The 19,052-nt window shown below is 32.9% G+C and carries 20 protein-coding genes and 1 other RNA gene; 12 read left to right on the top strand and 9 right to left on the bottom strand.

What is annotated here, in order from left to right:
- Positions 1-8: 8 nt before the first annotated feature.
- Positions 9-725 (top strand): LytTR family DNA-binding domain-containing protein, encoded by a 717-nt coding sequence (locus Q0912_RS08070; RefSeq protein WP_299113865.1) that lies wholly within the window; start codon positions 9-11, stop codon positions 723-725.
- An 8-nt stretch (positions 726-733) separates the two neighbouring features.
- On the opposite strand, the gene Q0912_RS08065 is transcribed toward Q0912_RS08070, so the two are convergent.
- The 3 genes from Q0912_RS08065 to rlmD are packed head-to-tail and all read right to left on the bottom strand — an operon-like array spanning position 734 to position 3,488.
- Positions 734-1,489 (bottom strand): DUF6048 family protein, encoded by a 756-nt coding sequence (locus Q0912_RS08065; RefSeq protein WP_299113863.1) that lies wholly within the window; start codon positions 1,487-1,489, stop codon positions 734-736.
- Complete coding sequence (locus Q0912_RS08060; protein ID WP_299113861.1) at positions 1,455-2,033, bottom strand: DUF6452 family protein; 579 nt, start codon at positions 2,031-2,033, stop codon at positions 1,455-1,457. The genes Q0912_RS08065 and Q0912_RS08060 overlap by 35 nt, the downstream gene beginning before the upstream one ends.
- 3 nt (positions 2,034-2,036) lie before the next feature.
- On the bottom strand, positions 2,037-3,488 hold the full coding sequence (gene rlmD, locus Q0912_RS08055) for a 23S rRNA (uracil(1939)-C(5))-methyltransferase RlmD (protein ID WP_299113859.1): 1,452 nt from the start codon (positions 3,486-3,488) through the stop codon (positions 2,037-2,039).
- Positions 3,489-3,705: 217 nt separating this feature from the next.
- Here rlmD and Q0912_RS08050 point away from each other — a divergent pair, with 217 nt between their 5' ends.
- From Q0912_RS08050 to rocD, 4 genes are all read left to right on the top strand, one after another.
- Positions 3,706-4,143, top strand: coding sequence for a hypothetical protein (locus tag Q0912_RS08050; protein ID WP_299113857.1), 438 nt, complete (start codon positions 3,706-3,708; stop codon positions 4,141-4,143).
- Positions 4,144-4,695 carry an RNA polymerase sigma factor gene (locus tag Q0912_RS08045; protein WP_299113855.1) on the top strand — a complete coding sequence of 184 codons (552 nt, stop codon included), beginning with the start codon at positions 4,144-4,146 and terminating at the stop codon, positions 4,693-4,695.
- Positions 4,685-5,071, top strand: coding sequence for a DUF6768 family protein (locus Q0912_RS08040; protein WP_299113850.1), 387 nt, complete (start codon positions 4,685-4,687; stop codon positions 5,069-5,071). The genes Q0912_RS08045 and Q0912_RS08040 overlap by 11 nt, the downstream gene beginning before the upstream one ends.
- A 138-nt stretch (positions 5,072-5,209) precedes the next feature.
- A complete protein-coding gene (gene rocD, locus Q0912_RS08035) occupies positions 5,210-6,490 on the top strand; it encodes an ornithine--oxo-acid transaminase (protein WP_299113848.1) in 1,281 nt (426 codons plus the stop codon).
- A gap of 80 nt (positions 6,491-6,570) precedes the next feature.
- Here the strand turns inward: rocD and Q0912_RS08030 are convergent, their stop codons facing one another.
- Together Q0912_RS08030 and Q0912_RS08025 are read right to left on the bottom strand one after the other, a co-directional pair.
- On the bottom strand, positions 6,571-6,909 hold the full coding sequence (locus tag Q0912_RS08030; RefSeq protein ID WP_299113846.1) for a CCC motif membrane protein: 339 nt from the start codon (positions 6,907-6,909) through the stop codon (positions 6,571-6,573).
- A 7-nt stretch (positions 6,910-6,916) separates the two neighbouring features.
- On the bottom strand, positions 6,917-7,216 hold the full coding sequence (locus Q0912_RS08025) for a DUF2752 domain-containing protein (protein WP_299113844.1): 300 nt from the start codon (positions 7,214-7,216) through the stop codon (positions 6,917-6,919).
- Between the two features lie 91 nt (positions 7,217-7,307).
- Here Q0912_RS08025 and Q0912_RS08020 point away from each other — a divergent pair, with 91 nt between their 5' ends.
- Together Q0912_RS08020 and Q0912_RS08015 are read left to right on the top strand one after the other, a co-directional pair.
- Entirely contained in the window at positions 7,308-7,526 is a 219-nt protein-coding gene (locus Q0912_RS08020; protein ID WP_299113842.1) for a hypothetical protein, read from the top strand.
- Positions 7,516-8,073, top strand: a complete 558-nt coding sequence (locus tag Q0912_RS08015) for a Smr/MutS family protein (protein ID WP_299113841.1) — start codon at positions 7,516-7,518, stop codon at positions 8,071-8,073. The genes Q0912_RS08020 and Q0912_RS08015 overlap by 11 nt, the downstream gene beginning before the upstream one ends.
- Here the strand turns inward: Q0912_RS08015 and Q0912_RS08010 are convergent.
- Complete coding sequence (locus Q0912_RS08010; protein ID WP_299113839.1) at positions 8,070-9,011, bottom strand: hypothetical protein; 942 nt, start codon at positions 9,009-9,011, stop codon at positions 8,070-8,072. The two genes, Q0912_RS08015 and Q0912_RS08010, sit on opposite strands and share 4 nt — an antisense overlap.
- Before the next feature lie 107 nt (positions 9,012-9,118).
- On the opposite strand from Q0912_RS08010, the gene Q0912_RS08005 reads away from it, so the two are divergent.
- The gene (locus Q0912_RS08005; protein WP_299113837.1) at positions 9,119-10,261 is read left to right on the top strand and encodes a cysteine desulfurase family protein; all 1,143 of its coding nucleotides are present in this window, start codon (positions 9,119-9,121) and stop codon (positions 10,259-10,261) included.
- Here Q0912_RS08005 and Q0912_RS08000 read toward each other — a convergent pair.
- The 3 genes from Q0912_RS08000 to Q0912_RS07990 all read right to left on the bottom strand — a co-directional run bounded on the left by Q0912_RS08000 (position 10,251) and on the right by Q0912_RS07990 (position 16,438).
- On the bottom strand, positions 10,251-12,113 hold the full coding sequence (locus Q0912_RS08000) for a T9SS type A sorting domain-containing protein (RefSeq protein ID WP_299113835.1): 1,863 nt from the start codon (positions 12,111-12,113) through the stop codon (positions 10,251-10,253). The genes Q0912_RS08005 and Q0912_RS08000 overlap by 11 nt on opposite strands.
- 159 nt (positions 12,114-12,272) lie before the next feature.
- Positions 12,273-14,693 (bottom strand): carboxypeptidase-like regulatory domain-containing protein, encoded by a 2,421-nt coding sequence (locus Q0912_RS07995; protein ID WP_299114241.1) that lies wholly within the window; start codon positions 14,691-14,693, stop codon positions 12,273-12,275.
- 56 nt (positions 14,694-14,749) lie between these two features.
- Positions 14,750-16,438, bottom strand: a complete 1,689-nt coding sequence (locus tag Q0912_RS07990; RefSeq protein ID WP_299113833.1) for a M23 family metallopeptidase — start codon at positions 16,436-16,438, stop codon at positions 14,750-14,752.
- 177 nt (positions 16,439-16,615) lie between these two features.
- Here Q0912_RS07990 and Q0912_RS07985 point away from each other — a divergent pair, with 177 nt between their 5' ends.
- The 4 genes from Q0912_RS07985 (at position 16,616) to rny (ending at position 19,028) form a co-directional block, all read left to right on the top strand.
- The gene (locus Q0912_RS07985) at positions 16,616-16,906 is read left to right on the top strand and encodes a hypothetical protein (protein ID WP_299113831.1); all 291 of its coding nucleotides are present in this window, start codon (positions 16,616-16,618) and stop codon (positions 16,904-16,906) included.
- 22 nt (positions 16,907-16,928) lie between these two features.
- Positions 16,929-17,216: a cell division protein ZapA gene (locus Q0912_RS07980; protein WP_299113829.1), complete on the top strand. Its 288-nt coding sequence runs from the start codon at positions 16,929-16,931 to the stop codon at positions 17,214-17,216.
- A 58-nt stretch (positions 17,217-17,274) separates the two neighbouring features.
- A non-coding RNA gene (ssrS, locus tag Q0912_RS07975) (6S RNA) lies at positions 17,275-17,394 on the top strand.
- A gap of 56 nt (positions 17,395-17,450) precedes the next feature.
- Entirely contained in the window at positions 17,451-19,028 is a 1,578-nt protein-coding gene (gene rny / locus Q0912_RS07970; protein ID WP_299113827.1) for a ribonuclease Y, read from the top strand.
- The last annotated feature ends 24 nt before the right edge of the window (positions 19,029-19,052 follow it).

The raw sequence follows: 19,052 nt of genomic DNA, 5'->3' as shown, positions 1-19,052 counted from the left end.
ATCGTTAAATGGAATTATTAAATGTATTAATATTAGATGATGAAGAACCAGCACGAGTGCTTCTAGAATCGTACTGCAATAAAATTGAATCACTCAAAGTTATAGGTAAAGCTAGTAATGTACTTGAAGCAAAATCTATTATAGATAATGAACATGTAGATATTTTATTAAGTGATATTCAAATGGATGACCTTACAGGTATTGATCTTCAAAAAATGCTTAAAGATAATCTTGTTACCATTTTTACTACAGCTTATTCAGAATATGCTTTGGAGAGTTATAATCTTGATGTAGTGGATTATTTGGTAAAACCTTTCTCTTTTCAACGATTTTATCAAGCTATAGATAAAGCTAAGGGGCTAATTAAATTTAATAATAGTAGTGGAGAGAGTATAGATTCCCAAAGTCAATACATCTTTGTGAAAACGAATCGTAAAATGGTGAAAGTCAATTTTGATGATATATTATTTACAGAGAGTTATGGCGAATATGTAAAGATTTATACTAGTGAAGATATAATTCTGGCTTTGCAAACTACAGCATTTATGGAAACCCTTTTACCTGACGAAAATTTTATTCGTATTCATAGATCTCATATTGTTAATTTAAATCACATTAGGGAAATAGATGGAAACCAAATTAAAATTGAAAACCATAAACTTATAATAAGTAAGCGTATGAAAGACAATTTTATGAAGAGGATAAGAGAAAAAGGGGTTATTTGAAATCTAATTTATTCAGCTTCTTTTTCCTGAACCACTACTTTATCTTTTTTAAAGATAGGGACTAGATAAGATACATTAAATCCAAAACCTACACCAAAACTACCACTGTCGTACGTTCTATTAAACCCAGGAATATAGAGGTTCTCGAAATTGTTTGGAGCAGTTTCTGAGACTAAAAACTTAAGTTGCGTATTTATACCTGCAAATAAATTATTAAATAGTTCTGCTTTAATGCCTATTAATATTTCTCCCCAAATTGCTGTTAAACCATCAAATTCGGTACCTTCTTCTACTGAGAATTGCTGGTTCCAATATTGGTTATTTACATTGTAGATATCGTAACTGTTCAACGTTTGGCTAAAGGTACTTGCACCAACCCTAAAACCAACATAGATCATATTTTCCATATCCAGCCAATTTTTGTAAAAATTAAGGTCAATACCACCTTTAAAATAGCTTCCTTTAGTGGTATTATTTAAGACATCATTATCTATAGTGCGTTCTTCATTGCCAATCTCACCAGCCAAATAGATTTTTTTAGTGAGACGATAATCACCCATAATTTCAAAGCCTGTATAATTATCGTCTAAAAACGTACGTGCTATTTTGCTTAAATCCGCACCCAAACGCAATCCATATTTTTGCTTATAGACCAACGTATCCTTCACGGTTTTCTTTTCTTCTTGCGCAAATGCCATTGTAGATAACAATAACATAACGACAATAACTCTAATGGAAGATGCGAACATGTACTGTGTTTTCATTTTCTATACTTACTACGTCTATTTCTATATCATTAATCCAATCATCGCCATCACTATCTATAATTATATCTAACTCGGTAAAAATGCTTTTATACCCACAGGCTCTCGAGACATATTCAAATTGTGGCAAATATGAAATTTCAATGATGTCTATATTAGATGTCTCAGAATCATCATCATCTATGCGCAAATTGGTGTCTTTTTCTAATACAAAACGGGTTGTAGTAAGTTCATTTTCATTGCCAATTAACAACGGTAAACCAATGTTGTTACTGTTTACATTAAATAAAAAATTATTATCATACTCCACGATAGCATCAGACACCTCAGTCGGAGGAGTAAAAACCCCACTTTCATCAATAAATAAATCTTCACCATATGCAGATAATCTAGGTACATTTTTTAAGTCATCAGGACTGTCTGCATCATAAAATTCAATGATAAGTCGTGGCGTAGTAGAAGTACTCTCTGCACAAATATCGTCGCGTTCGCAACCTATTATGATAGTAGCTACTACTAAAATGAATATATTTAATTTTTTCATGTGTTATTTCTCAAACAAAACTACAGTTTCGATATGCGCTGTATGTGGAAATTGATCTACTAAACTTAACTTTTTTATTTCATATCCTACTTGCATTAAATGCTCTGTATCTCTAGCTTGCGTAGCAGGATTACAAGATACATAAACCAAACGTTCTGCGTTAAGGTTTATTATTTTTTTAAGGGTTTTGGGAGCTATACCAGCTCTTGCTGGATCTAAAATAATGGTTCTTATTTTGTGAGTATACTCTGGGTGCTCGTTTAAAAATTTACCCACATCAGCAGCATAAAATTGCAAACCTTTTATATGGTTGCGTTTAGCATTTTCTTTAGCATCCTCAATAGCAGAAGCTACAATATCAACACCTACAATTTTAGTGTTATTAGCTTTACTAGCTAAGATTTGTCCTATTGTACCAGTACCGCAAAACAAATCCAAAACAACAGTATTATCTACAGCTTCTTTATTTTCTATAGCGTAGTCTACGACTTTAGAATATAATTTTTCTGCACATTTAGGATTGGTTTGAAAAAAACTTTTCATGCTAATTTCAAAACTTAATCCTAATAATTCCTCAACAATTTTATCTTCACCATAAACAAGATTAATACTTCCGGTGGTAGCTATAGTGCGATCACCAACTTCGTCATTAATAGTATGAAGCAATCCAGCGACTCTATCTCCAAATAACTTAACCAAATAATTTGCAAATTCATCTAAATCAAATTTTGGTAAGTCATAAGATGTGGTTACTAAATTGAATAATAGTTTATTAGTCTTATAAGATTTACGTACCACAAAATATCTAAAAAAACCTTCCTTTTTTGGCCCATGCCAAGGTGCCAGACCAGTTGCTTCGCAATATTGTCTTATGGCTTTTAAGCGATTCTCTAATTCTGCATCAAATAATCCTGAGTCTTTGTTTAGGTTTTCACCACACCACCATAGCCCTCGTCTTTTAAATCCTAACGTAAATTCGTCAACATCTGTTTTTTGTACAGAATCATAACCAATAGCTGAAAAACCATATTCCATTTTATTACGATAATGGAAAGTGTTAGGAGATTTTACAAATTCATCAAATTTAGCTTCTACATCTGCGACTTTACCAATACGTTTAAAGAGCTCTAATGTACTTTGCTTTTTATATAGATGCTGTTTTTCTATTGGTAATTGAATATAAGGTGCACCAGGAATATCTTGGTAAGAGACTTCAACTTCATCTTCCGAAGGTTTTAAAACATCAAGTAATTTGCATTCCGCATATTTTTTACTCGATTTTTTTACCTGAGCTTTTACCGTTTGACCAGGAAGTGTATTGGGAACAAAAACAACAAATTCACCATGCTCATTACGAATACGACCAATACCTTTGCCTCCAAAGGCATAATCTTCGATTAAAATCTCAATGATTTGTCCGCGTTTAACAAACTTGTTGCGCTCTCTTCGTGGCATCTATTGCAAATTAGAGTGCAAATATATATAGATAGCCTAAATTTAGCAGATATATTTGGGGTTATCTTTATAGAAGTAATTAATAAAATTTTCCCTTTTGTGAGAAATAATTTGAACCTTTTCAACACTTCTCCGTCTTTATAATATGAGAGTGATTAATATTCATAAAAGAACAATCTATCAACCTAAAGAAAAGGTGTCCCAGATATTTAAAACTTTGACTAGTAAAGATGATTTAGTTTGGCCTTATGAAAATTGGCCAGCTATACGATTCAAAGATGGACTTAATATAGGTAGCAAAGGAGGTCATGGTAGAATACGTTATACAATAGTTCAATTTATTGAAGGTGAATATATAAAGTTTCAATTCACTAAACCTAAAGGCTTTAATGGTACACATGAGTTACGAATTAATACTATTAATGATTCTTGCACTGAGATAACTCATAAGATTAATACAAAAACAACCTTTAAAGCTTCTCTTTTATGGGTTTTTGTAATACGTTGGCTTCATGATGCTTTAATTGAAGAGGCTTTCGATAAGGTTGAAAATCATTTTACAACGCAAGCGAAAGTATCTAAGTATAATCCTTGGGTTAGGTTTTTGAGAGAGGCATACAAGAGACAATCATTTCAAACTAAAAAACATGCATAATTGAAAACGGATTATAGCATAGATGAAAAATTAGTAAATGCTTACAAAGCTGGTGATAAAAATGCTCTTGCGATTTTGGTGAAACGATGGCACAAGTTATTTTGTAATAAAGCGTATTGGTTGGTAAAGGATAAAGATGTTGCAAAGGATATAGCACAAGATAGTTGGACATTAATTATCGCTAAGATAGAAACACTTAAAGAACCAAACCGTTTTAAATATTGGGCATATAGAATTGTGTGCAATAAATCAGCAGATTGGTTGCGATTACAAGCTAAGAGAAGAAATGACATTATTAGTTATGATGTTGAAATAAAAGATGATAATACCCAATATTCGGAGAACGAATTATTAAAAAGAAGGCTGATTAAATCTATTAATGAGTTACCTGCAAATCAAAAAACGGTAATTAGACTTTTTTATTTAGAATCCTATAGCGTAAAGCAAATGAGTGATTTACTTGAAATTTCTGAAGGAACAGCAAAATCAAGGTTATTTCACGCGAGAGAGAAATTAAAAACAATTTTAAAACATAGAAATTATGAAAACTAATATGGAAGACATAGACCAATTAATTAAAGAAACACTAACAGAAGAAGAGGCTAAGTTTTATGATGATTTAGAAGAACAAAATCTATTACAGATGGTATCTGGCATATTCTCGGGTAAAAACAGCTGGATTGTTTATCTTATGAGTGTTGTACAGGTTATTTTCTTTGGACTATTCATTTATTGTGCAATTCACTTTTTTGAAGTTGAAACTACAAATGACCTTATAAAATGGGGAATATTTGGCACCTTATCCTTAATGGCATCTAGCATGCTTAAATTATTTTCATGGATGCAAATGGATAAGAAAGCCATTATTAGAGAAATAAAACGACTTGAGCTACAGGTATCCTCTTTATCAGGGAAAATTTCTGAGTAAATTTTTTAGAGACAAGATTATTTATTAATTTGCGGTCTCTCAGGGATGATTTCTTTCCCACGCTGCTTTTTCGGACTCTTCGAAAGAATAAAGGTAGATAAGGAATGGTTATTTTTTTAATTTAAAAACAATATTAAAATGGCTGTTTTAGACCACATTTCATCGCAAGAGGCGATGGCACTAGAAAACAAGTATGGAGCACAAAATTACCACCCATTGCCAGTTGTACTGAGTAAAGGCGACGGTGTTTTTGTCTGGGATGTAGAAGGTAAAAAGTATTATGACTTTTTATCGGCATATTCTTCTTTGAACCAAGGGCATTGTCACCCTAAAATTGTGAATGCTATGATTGAGCAAGCACAACGATTAACATTAACTTCAAGAGCATTTTATAATGATATGCTTGGGCGTTACGAAAAGTATGCGACTGAGTTTTTTAAATTCGATAAGATGTTGCCAATGAACTCAGGAGCAGAAGCTGTAGAGACGGCACTTAAACTTTGTAGAAAATGGGCTTATGAGGTTAAAGGTATTGACTTAAATAAGGCAGAGATTATTGTTTGTAAAAACAATTTTCATGGAAGAACAACAACAATAATTTCATTTTCTAATGATCCAGTAGCACGTAAAAATTTTGGACCTTATACAGATGGGTTTATAAAAGTAGAATATGATAACCTAGAAGAATTAGAAGCTGTTTTAAGCTCTAATCCTAATGTTGCAGGATTTATGGTTGAACCTATTCAGGGTGAGGCTGGTGTTTATGTACCAAGTGAAAACTATTTAAGAGAAGCTAAAGCGTTATGTGAAAAGTATAATGTATTGTTTATAGCTGATGAAGTACAGACAGGAATTGCACGTACTGGACGTTTATTAGCAAGTTGCGGGAATTGTAGTTGTGCTGATAAGAATTGTTCTGATACTCCAGATGTTAAACCAGATGTATTAATTTTAGGAAAAGCATTGAGTGGTGGATTATATCCTGTGTCTGCCGTAATGGCCAATAATGAAATAATGAATGTAATCCAACCAGGAAATCATGGTAGTACATTTGGAGGAAACCCTGTAGCAGCAGCTGTTGCTATTGCTGCATTAGAAGTTGTGAAGGATGAAAAACTAGCTGAAAATGCTGATTACCTTGGTAAAGTATTTAGAGCCGAAATGAATAAGTTTATAGAAACATCTTCTATTGTAAACTTAGTTAGAGGTAGAGGTTTGCTAAATGCTATTGTTATTAATGATGATGAAGACAGCGATACAGCATGGAATATTTGTTTAAAGCTGAGGGATAATGGTTTATTGGCAAAACCGACCCATGGTAATATCATTCGTTTTGCACCACCTCTTGTAATGACTGAAGATCAATTGCTAGATTGTGTATCTATTATTATTAAGACATTAAAAGAGTTTGAAGATTAATAAGTCTTTATATATTTGATATAAAAAAAGCGATTCTATATTTAGAATCGCTTTTTTATTATATTAAAAACTAGTTATTTTTAAACATCATTCTTACCTTCTTGTAATCCTCTCATAAATTCATCAATGAATTGTTTTCTTTCTTCGAAGCCACCTGTTGATAAATCATATATGTTGTATAATAAAGTAATAGCACAAATGATTGTAATTATTAAAGCTACAATTTTGGCTGTATTCATTGAATTTACACTGGTTTGGTCATAATCATCTGGGTTTTCACTAGCTTTTTTAAGACCATTTTTTGCCATAAAAAATGCAGGTCCAGAAAGAAAAACACCAAGCCCACCAAAACAGCAACATAATAACCCTACTATAGATAAGACATAGACCATTGCTGGATTTAATTTTTGTTGTTCCATAATTAATTTATTTAAGATAAAGTTTAAGTAAATAACTGCCTATGATGGTGACCACATTCAGAATAGCCAAGATAGTAATTATTTTAGTTCCGTTTTTAAAATTCCTAAAACTGTTTATGATTATAAACCCAAACAAAGCAATGAGGCTATATACTGCTGGGTACATAAAAAAGGCATCAATAAACTGACCTTTAATTAAAAGCGTAATAGAACGTTGAAGTCCACAACCCATACAGTCAAAACCAAAGAGTTTTTTATTCAGGCATGGTAGCATATAATCTTCAAGTCCTTTAAGCACTAAAAACATAATGCTAAAATAAGATTTTGTTGAATAACTTTATAATTGCTATTGTAAATTGTTCAAAACCGTATTTTTGTATGCGCAATCTTATTTAATAATGAATTATTCTAGAATTATAAATGTCTCATGCATATTAATAGGTGGTGTCATCGCTATCTATGCACAGGCCGAAGAACAACAAAATACTTATTTGTTAATGGGTGGTATTGTATTATTGATGTTTGGTATCTATAGAACATCGCGAAATATTCCAAGTAAATATGATAAACAAGAAGAAGAGACTTTTGTTAAAAGTGAAGAGGTAGATGAAGATTAAAATTGGTGATACTGTAGAGACCATTGATGATAATATCTTTGGCACTGTTATTAAAATTTCTGAGAATACAATCACTATTGAAGATGTTAATGGTTTTGAATTTGAGTTTAATACCAACGAACTGATGGTTGTAACTTCTACCAGTACTTTGGAAAATGCAATTTATAATTCGGATATAGAAGCTGTAAAAAAGGAAAAAGAGACTACAAAACGAAAAAATACACCTACAGTAAAACCCAAAGAACGTCATACTCCAAAATTTGAAGTTGATTTACATATTCATCACCTAACAGATTCTACAAAAGGGATGACAAATTTCGATATGCTTAATCTCCAGCTCGATACTGCTAGGCGGCAATTGGAGTTTGCAATAAAAAAACGAATTCCTAAAATGGTACTTATTCACGGAGTAGGTGAAGGTGTGCTAAGACAAGAATTAGAAACCTTGCTCAGTAGATACAACAATGTAAAATTCTATGATGCCGATTATAAAACGTATAGTCTAGGTGCTACCGAAGTAAGAATATTTCAGAATAAGGAGGCTTAATTTTCGTCTTCTGGTAATGTAAAAGAGTAGGTTAAAGTCCCAAGATTTATTTCTTCTGATGATAGTATTTGTAAGTTAACTCCATTAACAAGAAAGTTAACAGTAACTGTTCTTGTATATTCATTATCATCCGTTACTCCTTGATCTGTAAAAGGATCATCGACTTCATTATATAAATACCTAAATATATCCATGCCATTAGTATCTACCACTTCATTGATATTAGCTCTCGGATTTTTTTCACCACTTTCGTCTTCTAATCGCGTGTTAACACCATCATTATCATCATCCTGATCTAAATAATCCGGATCTCCATCTCCATCGGTATCTAATGGGTTAGTTGTTGGGTCATCATCCTCGTCAGCGTTTTCCATGTCAATTTCAAGACTTGTTAGTACATTATCATTATCATCATCCTGATCTTGATAATCAGGAATACCATCTCCATCCCAATCTTGTGCATCTGGGTAATCCCCATTTTCATCCATATCTCCTCTGTTCTCTAAATCAGAAGGAATACCATCTCCATCATCATCCTCTACTGTTACAGTAACAAACACAGTACCAGAATCTGCCTCGTAATCTTCAATAATATTTAGATTTGCAGGCGTAATAGGGTCACATAGTTCACCGACCTCAACAGCTCTATTGTAGGTTCTATATATAAATCTTATTGATGAGCCATTTATGGTTAGTTCTGTGGGCGTTGCATCTGGTGTAGGTTCAGTATATGGAAAATCTTGATTATTTGCTCTAGGTATAATTAAAGACAAAGATTCATCAGGATCTTCTCTTAAATCATAGATTAAAAAGGATTCTGTATTATTAGTACATAGGTCTAGTACTTGATCAAATTCTAGATCAACAGTAATAATATCACCATCGTCACAAGTGGTTAAGCATATAAAGCAAAAACATATAAATAAACGACGTATCATAGATTCAATTTTGAACAAAAATAATGGATTTGTAAAATTATAACGTTGCATTATCCAAATAATTTTATTTACAATATTTTTGCATTACTTATAAAGCTAAATTGTATATGAAGCAGGTTTATTTAGATAACGCAGCTACCACAGCCTTAAGGCCAGAAGTAATAAAACGAATGACAAGCGTTCTGGAAGATAACTATGGTAATGCATCATCCACACATGGTTTTGGTCGTGCTTCTAAAGCACTTTTAGAGCAATGTAGAAAAAATATTGCGAGTTACTTTAATGTTAGTGCTTCAGAAATTGTGTTCACTTCTGGTGGTACTGAAGCTGATAATTTGGCATTGCGAAGTGCTGTCAGAGATTTGGGTGTTACAGAAATTATTACGTCAAAAATTGAGCATCACGCGGTCTTGCATACTGCAGAACAGTTAAAGGAAGAATATAATATAAAGCTAAGCTTTGTCAATTTAGACAGCTGTGGTTTGTTAGATTACAAGCACTTAGATACCTTATTACAAAATACAAATAAAGCTATAGTAAGTTTAATGCATGTTAATAATGAGGTGGGTAATATTTTAGATATTGCTAAAGTTGCTAAATTATGTAAAAATAATGAGGCGTTGTTTCATTCTGATATGGTGCAATCTGTAGGGCATTTTAAGATAGATTTGCAAGACATTACTGTTGATTTTATGGCAGCTAGCGCACATAAATTTCACGGCCCAAAAGGGGTAGGGTTTTGTTATGTAAGAAAAGAATCTGGTTTGAAACCTTTAATTTTTGGTGGTGAGCAGGAGAGAGGTTACAGAGCAGGTACTGAAGCTGTCCATAACATTGTTGGTATGGATGAAGCACTTAAAATGGCATATAATAATATAAAGACCGAAAAAGCGTATGTGTCTGGATTAAAGATGTATTTCATTGAGCAATTAAAAACCATACAAAATATAAGCTTCAATGGTGGGTGCCATGACGCTGTAAACAGTACATATACTTTAGTCAATGTCTGCTTGCCTATAGCGCCCGAAAAAGCACCAATGCTACAATTTCAATTAGATTTAAAAGGGATAGCTTGCTCTAAAGGGAGTGCCTGTCAAAGTGGTAGCAATCAACAATCTCATGTGCTTTCTGCCATTCTCGATAATGAAGATTTGAAAAAACCTTCTGTACGTTTCTCCTTTAGCATTTTTAATACTAAAGAAGAATTAGACTATGTTGTAAATGTTTTGAAGGAATTTGTTAGTTCTTAACAATAATCTTTCCAGATTTTACAATATTAGTATTTGAAGTGACCTTGACGATATAAACAGCATCACTTAAATTATGTGTAGATAGCTCATATCGGTTAGAAATACCATCGTATTGACCATTTAACATTCTTTTACCTGCAACATCAAAAACCTCAATAGATTTTATATCTAATCCATTAGGGTTTAAAACAAAAAGTTGATGAATACTGTTGTTTTGATTTATGGTTAGTTTATCAACTTTAAAGTCATCAATGTTTAGTGTCTCACTAGGTGTAAAAACAATTTCGAAACGTTCTGTATAATTACCTGGCTCAATATTTATATGATAATTTTGATGCCTTAAATTCTGATAAGTATTATACTCGGCATCATAAAGATATATACCTTGATTATCTTCAAAATTCTGAATGTCATAAATACCAAAACTTATAGGTTGTTGTTCTTCGGTATCTATTATTAGTGGTATTCTCAGTTGAACATCAAATGCATTAGCCTGGATTACAAAATCTTCATTGTTTTGTGTCCAATAGGCATCAGAAGCTAATTCACTAGGTCTTTTAGCTTCTAAACCGTAGTCAAAACCTTCGGTAGCTGAATGGTGAAAATTAGCAAGTAATTCGCGTGAGTAAAGTTCATTAAAACTAACAATTACTCTAAATCGTTTGTAATCGTCGGGCACTATAAAGTTGCCATTTTCATCATATTGAGATTCTGATGTATTAGTAGTACTTAGATTCGGTTGACTAGATCTAAAAAAATCACTACTACTTAGATTACTTTCTTTTATGTAATCTCTATGACTATTTTCTAAATAAACAAGGGAACCAAGTGGAATACCTGTTTGACCTTCTACCATAAAACCTTGCCCTATTTGAATATAGCGCCTTGCAGTTCTCGATCCTGTGCCTGCTGGCGGTGTACTGGCAGGTGATCCGTTTGATAGATAAAAGATATATGTCGCTGGTACATAAGACTCTACAATATTATCTAAGCCATCAGGTTGAGTGCAAGTGTAAGAGGCATAACCACCAACGTAGGTATTTAAGAAATGTGATGTAGAATTAGCTGGATCTTGTTCCCAATAGTAGATAGCACCAGTAGTACCTGCCGGAGGAGCATCAACTTCATCTAAGCGAGAATTTTGAGGATCCCAAAGAAAATCTGCAGCGTCAAGAGCTGAAGGATATGGGTTTCCTATAAGCGTAAATTGTCCTGCAGCTATTTCATTTGTAATTGTACCGTTATTAGGTTTTCCTCTAAAATCATAAATTTGATTTACTGTAGAGCCAAATGCTCCCATTCCTTTCATTGTAAAACCTAATCCTGCTGTAATATCACTTACTTCGTTTAAAGGGTTCCACCCACTGTATTGATTTTCGGTAACGTAAGTATACAGCCATCTACTAGATATAATTAGAGAAGCAACAGCAGATGTCATATTTGGAGTACCATTTAGGCCAGCAGTAAAAGATGATGCACCACTATCTACAGGATTAGCAGTTATAAATAACGGATCATCAATTTGATCAGCCCTAAATGCATTATTAGTATTATTATTGGTTAGAATACCACCTACAGGTGAACACCAATAATTATATGCAAATTGGTTTACATCACTGTTTTGATAAATACTTAATTCACCAATACCTGAGTTACCTGTGGTACCAATTCCTTGAATTAATTGTGATTCGTTTCTTAAATATAATTTTGTAGATGCTTCTTCAAGGTTTACATCATCTTCAACAAATAGAATTTCGTCATTAACATAGATGTAAGCATTGTTTCTTACACTAAGTTGTGCAGAAGCTATACTAAAACATAGCATTAGGCATGCGATGAGGGAATATTTCATGCTCGATAATTTTTTAACTATAGCTTAGTAGGGTAACCTAAAGTGAATTAGATAGTTACAAATTTAAAAATTTTATTGGATGTAATGTAGTCATACAACGAGGATTTTGGTTGTTTCGCTAAAAAACCAAGCAAATTTCATCTTATATCTATTATAAACCTAAAATTTTGCAGACAACCTTAAGTTGAAAACACGAGGTGTTAAGAAATTAGGAATTGCAAATTGACGTTTGGTATATACATCTCTTACCCATGTGTTGGTAATACTGTTTTGGTTATTAAACATATTGTAGATTTCAAAACCAAGAGAGAGTTCTTTAAATTTCTTTTTCCAACGTGCATTATAGGTTTTTGTTGGATTGACCAACTCTAAAGAAATTCCTAAATCTGCTCGTCTATAATCGCGTAAACGTATTTGAAAATCGTAAGGATCTGCATAACTCGGTGAACCACCAGGTACACCAGTATTATACACCAAGTTAAGATACATTTTTAAATTGGGCATGTTAGGTACATAGTCCTGAAACAAAGCCCCAAACTTTAAACGTTGGTCTGTAGGTCTGGAAATGTAGCCTCTATTATCGATATTTTCTTCAGTTTTTAAGTACCCAAAACTAAACCACGATTCCGTACCTGGGATAAACTCTCCATTCAGTCGCATATCTAGTCCATATGCATAGGCCTTGGCATTATTCTTAGCTCTGTAGCGTATTCTTACATTTTCTAAAGTGTATGGATTAACATCGGTTAACCCTTTGTAGTATGCCTCGGTCACTAACTTAAATGGTCTTTCCCACATTTTAAAGCTGTATTCGTTACCTAATACAATGTGAAATGATTTTTGGGCTTTAACATTGGGTTGTACCACACCAGAAGAATCTCTTAACTCCCGGTAAAAAGGCGGTTGGTAATATAAGCCACCAGCAATTCTAAAAACCATATCCTTGTTCCAATCGGGTTTTATTGCAAACTGAGCTCTTGGGCTAAAAACGGTTTGGGTATTACTTTCAATATTTTCTCCACTAACAGTCCAATTGTGTGCTCTAACACCAATATTGTAAAACACCTCGTTGTCTCCCCATGTTGTACGCTTACTATACTGAGCAAAAGCTTGCATACGATCAATCTTTACTCTATTTAGTGCTCTAATATTTTCAAAAGCGGTTAATGGACCTTCAAAAGACTCGTATGGTTGAAGGTTAGGAATACTAAAGTTTGGAGGTCTAACAGAAAACCCAGCAGAGTCAATGATTTCATATTCCACTAAGCGATCTCTAATGTCTTCGTGAGTATATTTTACTGACCACTCAACTGTAGATTCTTCATCAATTTTATAATCTCCACGATGTTCAACATTAACAATAAAAGCATCCAGATCATTACGAGCGTGAGTTAATTGCGAACCAATACCTTCACTAAATTCTACTTCTCCTAAATCCTCATCACCTATGTTAGTATTGACTTCACCTAAACGATATTGGGCAAAAATGTCGAAATATTCTTGCTCTAGAGTATGATATGCAGAACCAATAAGTTTTAAAGTCAAATTTTCATTAACAAAGTAATTAGCTTTAAAGGCACCAAAATATGTTTGATATTGATCCTCTTCGTTACCTTCATAAAACACTAATAATGCTACGGGTTCTTGTAAAGTGCCAAAATTTGTTTGTCTGTTTTCTGGCTGAAAATTGTATTGATTTAGAGAAATGTTTCCAAGAAAATTTAAATGAAACTTATCTGAAAACCGATAGGTTAAATAGGTCTGAGCGTCAGCAAAAACAGGTTCTACATTACCTTCAGTTTCAAGATTATTTAAGATTAAACTATTATCTCTGTAGCGTACACCAGCAATACCAGAAAATTTTCCATCTTTAGAGATAGCTTCTGCAGCAACACTACCACCTAAAAAACTCAAATCAGTTCTTATTCCAAAAGCTACAGGATTTCTGTACGTTATATCCAATACCGAAGATAATTTATCTCCGTATTTAGCCTGAAAACCTCCAGCTGAAAAATCTACATTTTGTACTAGATCTGTATTAACAAAGCTTAACCCCTCCTGATTACCAGAACGTATTAAAAAAGGTCTGTAGACTTCAATTTCATTGACATATACTAAGTTTTCGTCAAAATTCCCACCACGTACAGAATATTGTGTGCTTAATTCATTAGAGATGTTTACACCTGGTAGGGTTTTTAAAATATTTTCTACACCAGGTTGAGCACCTTTGATATTTCTTAGTGTTGCAGGATCTACTGAAACAAGACCATCAATCCGTGTTCTGGTGTTATGATTAATAACAATGTCTGGTAATTGCTCAACTTCTACCAACATTACAGGATTAAATTCTAATTCTTGTCCATTTTTTAAATTAAATTTTTGAACTATACGGCTGTGTCCAACATGTGTAAACTCTATTGTTATTTCTGTATCTGAAGGAACTTTTAACTCATAGAATCCATTTGCGTTTGTTGAGGTACCTTCTCCAGAAACAATTTTAATGTTTACATTTTCGATAGGATTATTGGCTTCATCTAGGATTACACCTCTAATAATTGCAGATTGTGAAAAGGAAAGCATACTAAAAAGCAAGCCCAGCAAAAGAATAAAATGTAAGCGTTTCAAATAGTTAGGTTTTATTTTCTAAAAAATGTTGCTTCAAATGTAGAACTATTTCCAACATTATCGGTAACAATTATCTTTAATTCGTTCTTAGTATCCTTAACGATGTTATCGTTAAAATCGTGTACAAGCATTTTGGTTTTATAATCATATTCCATTAAAATCCATTTTCCGTTTACCGTGGCTCTGTATTTACTTATTCCAGATAGCTCGTCATCAATCTTTACTTTAAGGTATCTGTATTTACTCAACCATTTTTTGTTTTGAAAATTTATGGGTGTAATTGTTGGAGCTATAGTATCCATTGCTAAAATATAAGTGCCAAAGCGTTTACTGCCAGCACTTAGAATATTGCCTTTGTGCTTAGTATGCACATAGCTGGGTTTTTTATAATAACCATATAATCTAGCAATAAAAATTTTGCTCTGGTGCTCAGATTTATAATTACTTATATCGTAGTTAATATAAAAGTTTTTTTGAAGAGGAACTTTATCTTCATGAAGATGAAGTGTATCGGAGTTTACTTTAAAATCGATTAAAGCGTCTTCATATACTGTATTTTTATAAAAATCTACAGTAATGTTACCAGATTGAAGCGTGGTAGGCTGTTCACTATATACTAAGTACATTTCAGAAATGTCATTATCTATACTGTTTTCGAGTTTTGTTTTCTTCCCTTTTACAGGGATATTTACCCATGTTTCGTTGCCGTTAAAATCCCTAATTCTTATTTTATATACAGAAGCGGTACTATCTTCAATATTAATATAACCATTGTCGTAAGCATCTTTATATAAACTTAGTGGGTTGTTTTTCTCAACAAATAGTTTTTGAATTCTGGAGCGTTTGGTTTTAAAATATTCGTAATCAATCAAACGTTTTATGTGCTTAGACTCAGCAAAACTAAAGCGTTTAAAATCTATTTCAAGACTTTTATTGCCGTTAAAAAATGTTTGAATGTTACTTACACCATTATTATTAGGTGCTAAATCTTGTTTGTCGTAAGAGGTAATTCCAAACCCAATGTTGCCGTGAGCAGTAATTTTTTCAACCTCATAATCTCCGTTTTTTAGAGGTATTAAACGCAACGGTACACGTTTGTTTTTACCATTAATGATAGCATTTTCATCTTTAGGGTAAGCGTAAACCGCAGAAACAAAAGGTTGTTTGGTATCTTTTACGTTTATGCCAAAAAGCATAGGGTTCATTGGGCGCTCTTGATTATCTCGTATTTCGAAATGTAAATGCGGCCCACCAGAGCCACCAGTGTTCCCGGAGTAAGCTATAACTTCATTCGAATTAATTATAAGTTCTTCTGAACTAGGAAATACTTCAACCTCAAAACTTTCCTTTTCGTATTGACATTCTTTAATATACTTCTCTAGACGCTCAGAAAATTTTTGAAGATGTCCATAAACGGTCGTATAGCCATTAGGATGAGTAATATAAATGGCTTTGCCATAGCCATAATGCGAAATTTTAATTCTGCTCACGTACCCTTTAGCTGCCGAATATACTTTTAAACCTTGTTTTTGCTTGGTTTTTATATCTAGACCAGAATGAAAATGTGAAGAACGCAATTCGCCAAACGTACCAGAAAGTACCAATGTAATATCTAGGGGATTTCTAAAATAATCCTGTGGATATTCTGACTGAGTATACCCAGAGGTAGTAATTAAAAAGAATAATAAAAACTTTTTCATGAGTTGTGTGCTACAGCTAAAATATCAATTTGATTAAGATTTACAAATGTTAAATCTGTATTATTTTTCTTAACGTTTTAATTACGTAGCTATTATGAAGATTAAAAATAATTGTAAAAGAATTGTGTTTTTACATTAGGTGTGTTAACTTTGTTTCAATAGTATTGAATTACTTTAATGAGTAAAATAGAAGACATTGTTGATGCTTTAGAGAATAAAATCAGTAAGGTTTTGCACAAGCAAGAGGTCTTAAAACAGACCAACGACAAACTCTCTGAACAAATAAAACAACAACAAGAAGAACTTCTACGCCAACAAGAAGAAATAGCATCTTGGGCAGAAAAGTATGAAACGCTTAAAATAGCTAATTCAATGCTTGGTAGTGACGAAAATAAACGAGAAACGAAGCTCAAAATAAATGCACTTATTAGAGATATTGACCATTGTATAGGTCAACTCTCAGAATAAAGTTGTAAATTAGTAAGACTAAATGTCAGATCAATTAAAAATTAAACTTTCAATTGCTAATAGGGTTTATCCATTAACAATTAACCCTAAGCAAGAAGAAGGTCTAAGAAAAGCCACAAAAAAAATTGAGGCAATGATTGGGCAATTTGAGCAAAATTACTCTGTAAGAGATAAGCAAGATGTATTAGCCATGTGTGCTTTACAGTTTGCAGCTCAAGTAGAGCAAAAATCAATAGATAAAGAGTATGTGAATGAAGAAGTTCAGGAAAAGTTAGAAGCTTTAAACGAACTTTTAAAACAACATATATAAGCTCGTACGTTCTTTAAAATAAAAGGTTACTGCCTACATTAGTTTCATTTTTTGATAAACTCAACGTTAATTCTTTAAAAAGGGTGAGTTGAAGTTGTAAAACCGTGCTGTTAATACGTATGTATTTAGACAGATTTTTGATCAGCTTGTTAGCCCTAAACTTGTTTTTAAGGAGTTTATACAAAACCGAAAACTGATGTAGGCTTTTTTTATATACTAAACTAAATAACTAACATGGACACTAACACAATTTTATATATTGTTGGAGGAGTAGTATTAGGACTAATACTAGGCTATATAATTGCAAAATCATTAGAAAAAGGAAAGGCATCTAAGTTAATTGCTCATGCTGAGAGCGAATCTAAATCAATCTTAAAGCAGGCCAAAACAGATGCAGAAGCATTAAAGAAAGATAAAATACTTCAGGCAAAGGAAAAATTCATTGAGCTTAAAGCTGAGCACGAAAAAGTAATTCTTACCCGCGATAAGAAAATGGCAGAAGCTGAAAAACGAATTAGAGATAAAGAATCTCAAGTTTCTAATGAGCTTTCTAGAGCTAAGAAATCTAATCAATCTTTAGATAGTAAGATAAAGGATTACGATTTTAGACTTGAGTTTTTAGAGAAGAAAAAAGACGAATTAGAAAAAGCTCATAAAAGCCAAATAAAACAATTAGAAGTTATCTCGTCTTTATCTGCTGAAGAAGCTAAAGCGCAATTAGTAGAGTCTCTAAAAGAAGAAGCTAAAACTGATGCTATGGCTTTTATACAAGATAAAGTAGAAGAAGCAAAACTTACAGCACAACAAGAAGCTAAAAAAATTATCATTAATACAATTCAGCGCATAGGTACAGAAGAAGCCGTTGATAATTGTGTCTCTGTATTTAATATAGAATCTGATGATGTTAAGGGTAGAATTATTGGTAGAGAAGGTAGAAATATCAGAGCAATTGAATCTGCCACTGGTGTTGAAATTATTGTAGATGATACTCCTGAAGCTATTATACTATCTTGTTTTGATTCAGTTAGACGCGAGATTGCACGTTTATCACTTCATAAACTAGTTACAGATGGTAGAATCCATCCTGCGAGAATCGAAGAGGTGGTAAGAAAAACACAAAAACAAATTGAACAAGAGATTATAGAAGTTGGTAAGCGCACAGTTATCGATCTGGGTATTCATGGATTGCACCCGGAATTAATAAAAATGGTAGGTCGAATGAAGTACCGTTCGTCTTATGGACAAAACTTACTACAGCATTCTCGTGAAGTAGCCAAGCTTTGTGGTGTCATGGCTGCTGAATTAGGATTAAACCCTAAATTAGCCAAACGAGCAGGTTTATTACACGATATAGGTAAAGTGCCATCATCTGAAACAGATGTTGAAACACCACATGCTATTTTAGGAATGCAATGGGCCGAAAAGCATGGTGAAAAACCAGAAGTGTGTAATGCAATTGGTGCACACCATGATGAGATAGAAATGACAACATTGTTATCTCCAATCATTCAGGTTTGTGATGCTATTTCTGGAGCAAGACCAGGAGCCAGAAGGCAAGTTTTAGATTCTTATATACAACGTCTTAAAGATTTAGAAGATGTTGCTTTTGGCTTTACTGGTGTTAAGAAAGCCTATGCCATACAGGCGGGTAGAGAACTGCGTGTTATTGTAGAAAGTGAAAAAGTATCTGATGATAAAGCAGCAAGTTTATCGTTCGAAATTTCACAGAAAATTCAAACGGATATGACGTATCCAGGGCAGGTTAAAGTCACTGTGATTAGAGAAACTAGAGCAGTAAATATTGCGAAATAGTAAATATTATGATTAAAAAAGAAA

The organism is uncultured Winogradskyella sp. (assembly GCF_947498345.1).
GTDB lineage: Bacteria > Bacteroidota > Bacteroidia > Flavobacteriales > Flavobacteriaceae > Winogradskyella.
Note: the sequence above shows the minus strand (reverse complement) of the source record. Positions and strands in the feature narration are given on the sequence as shown.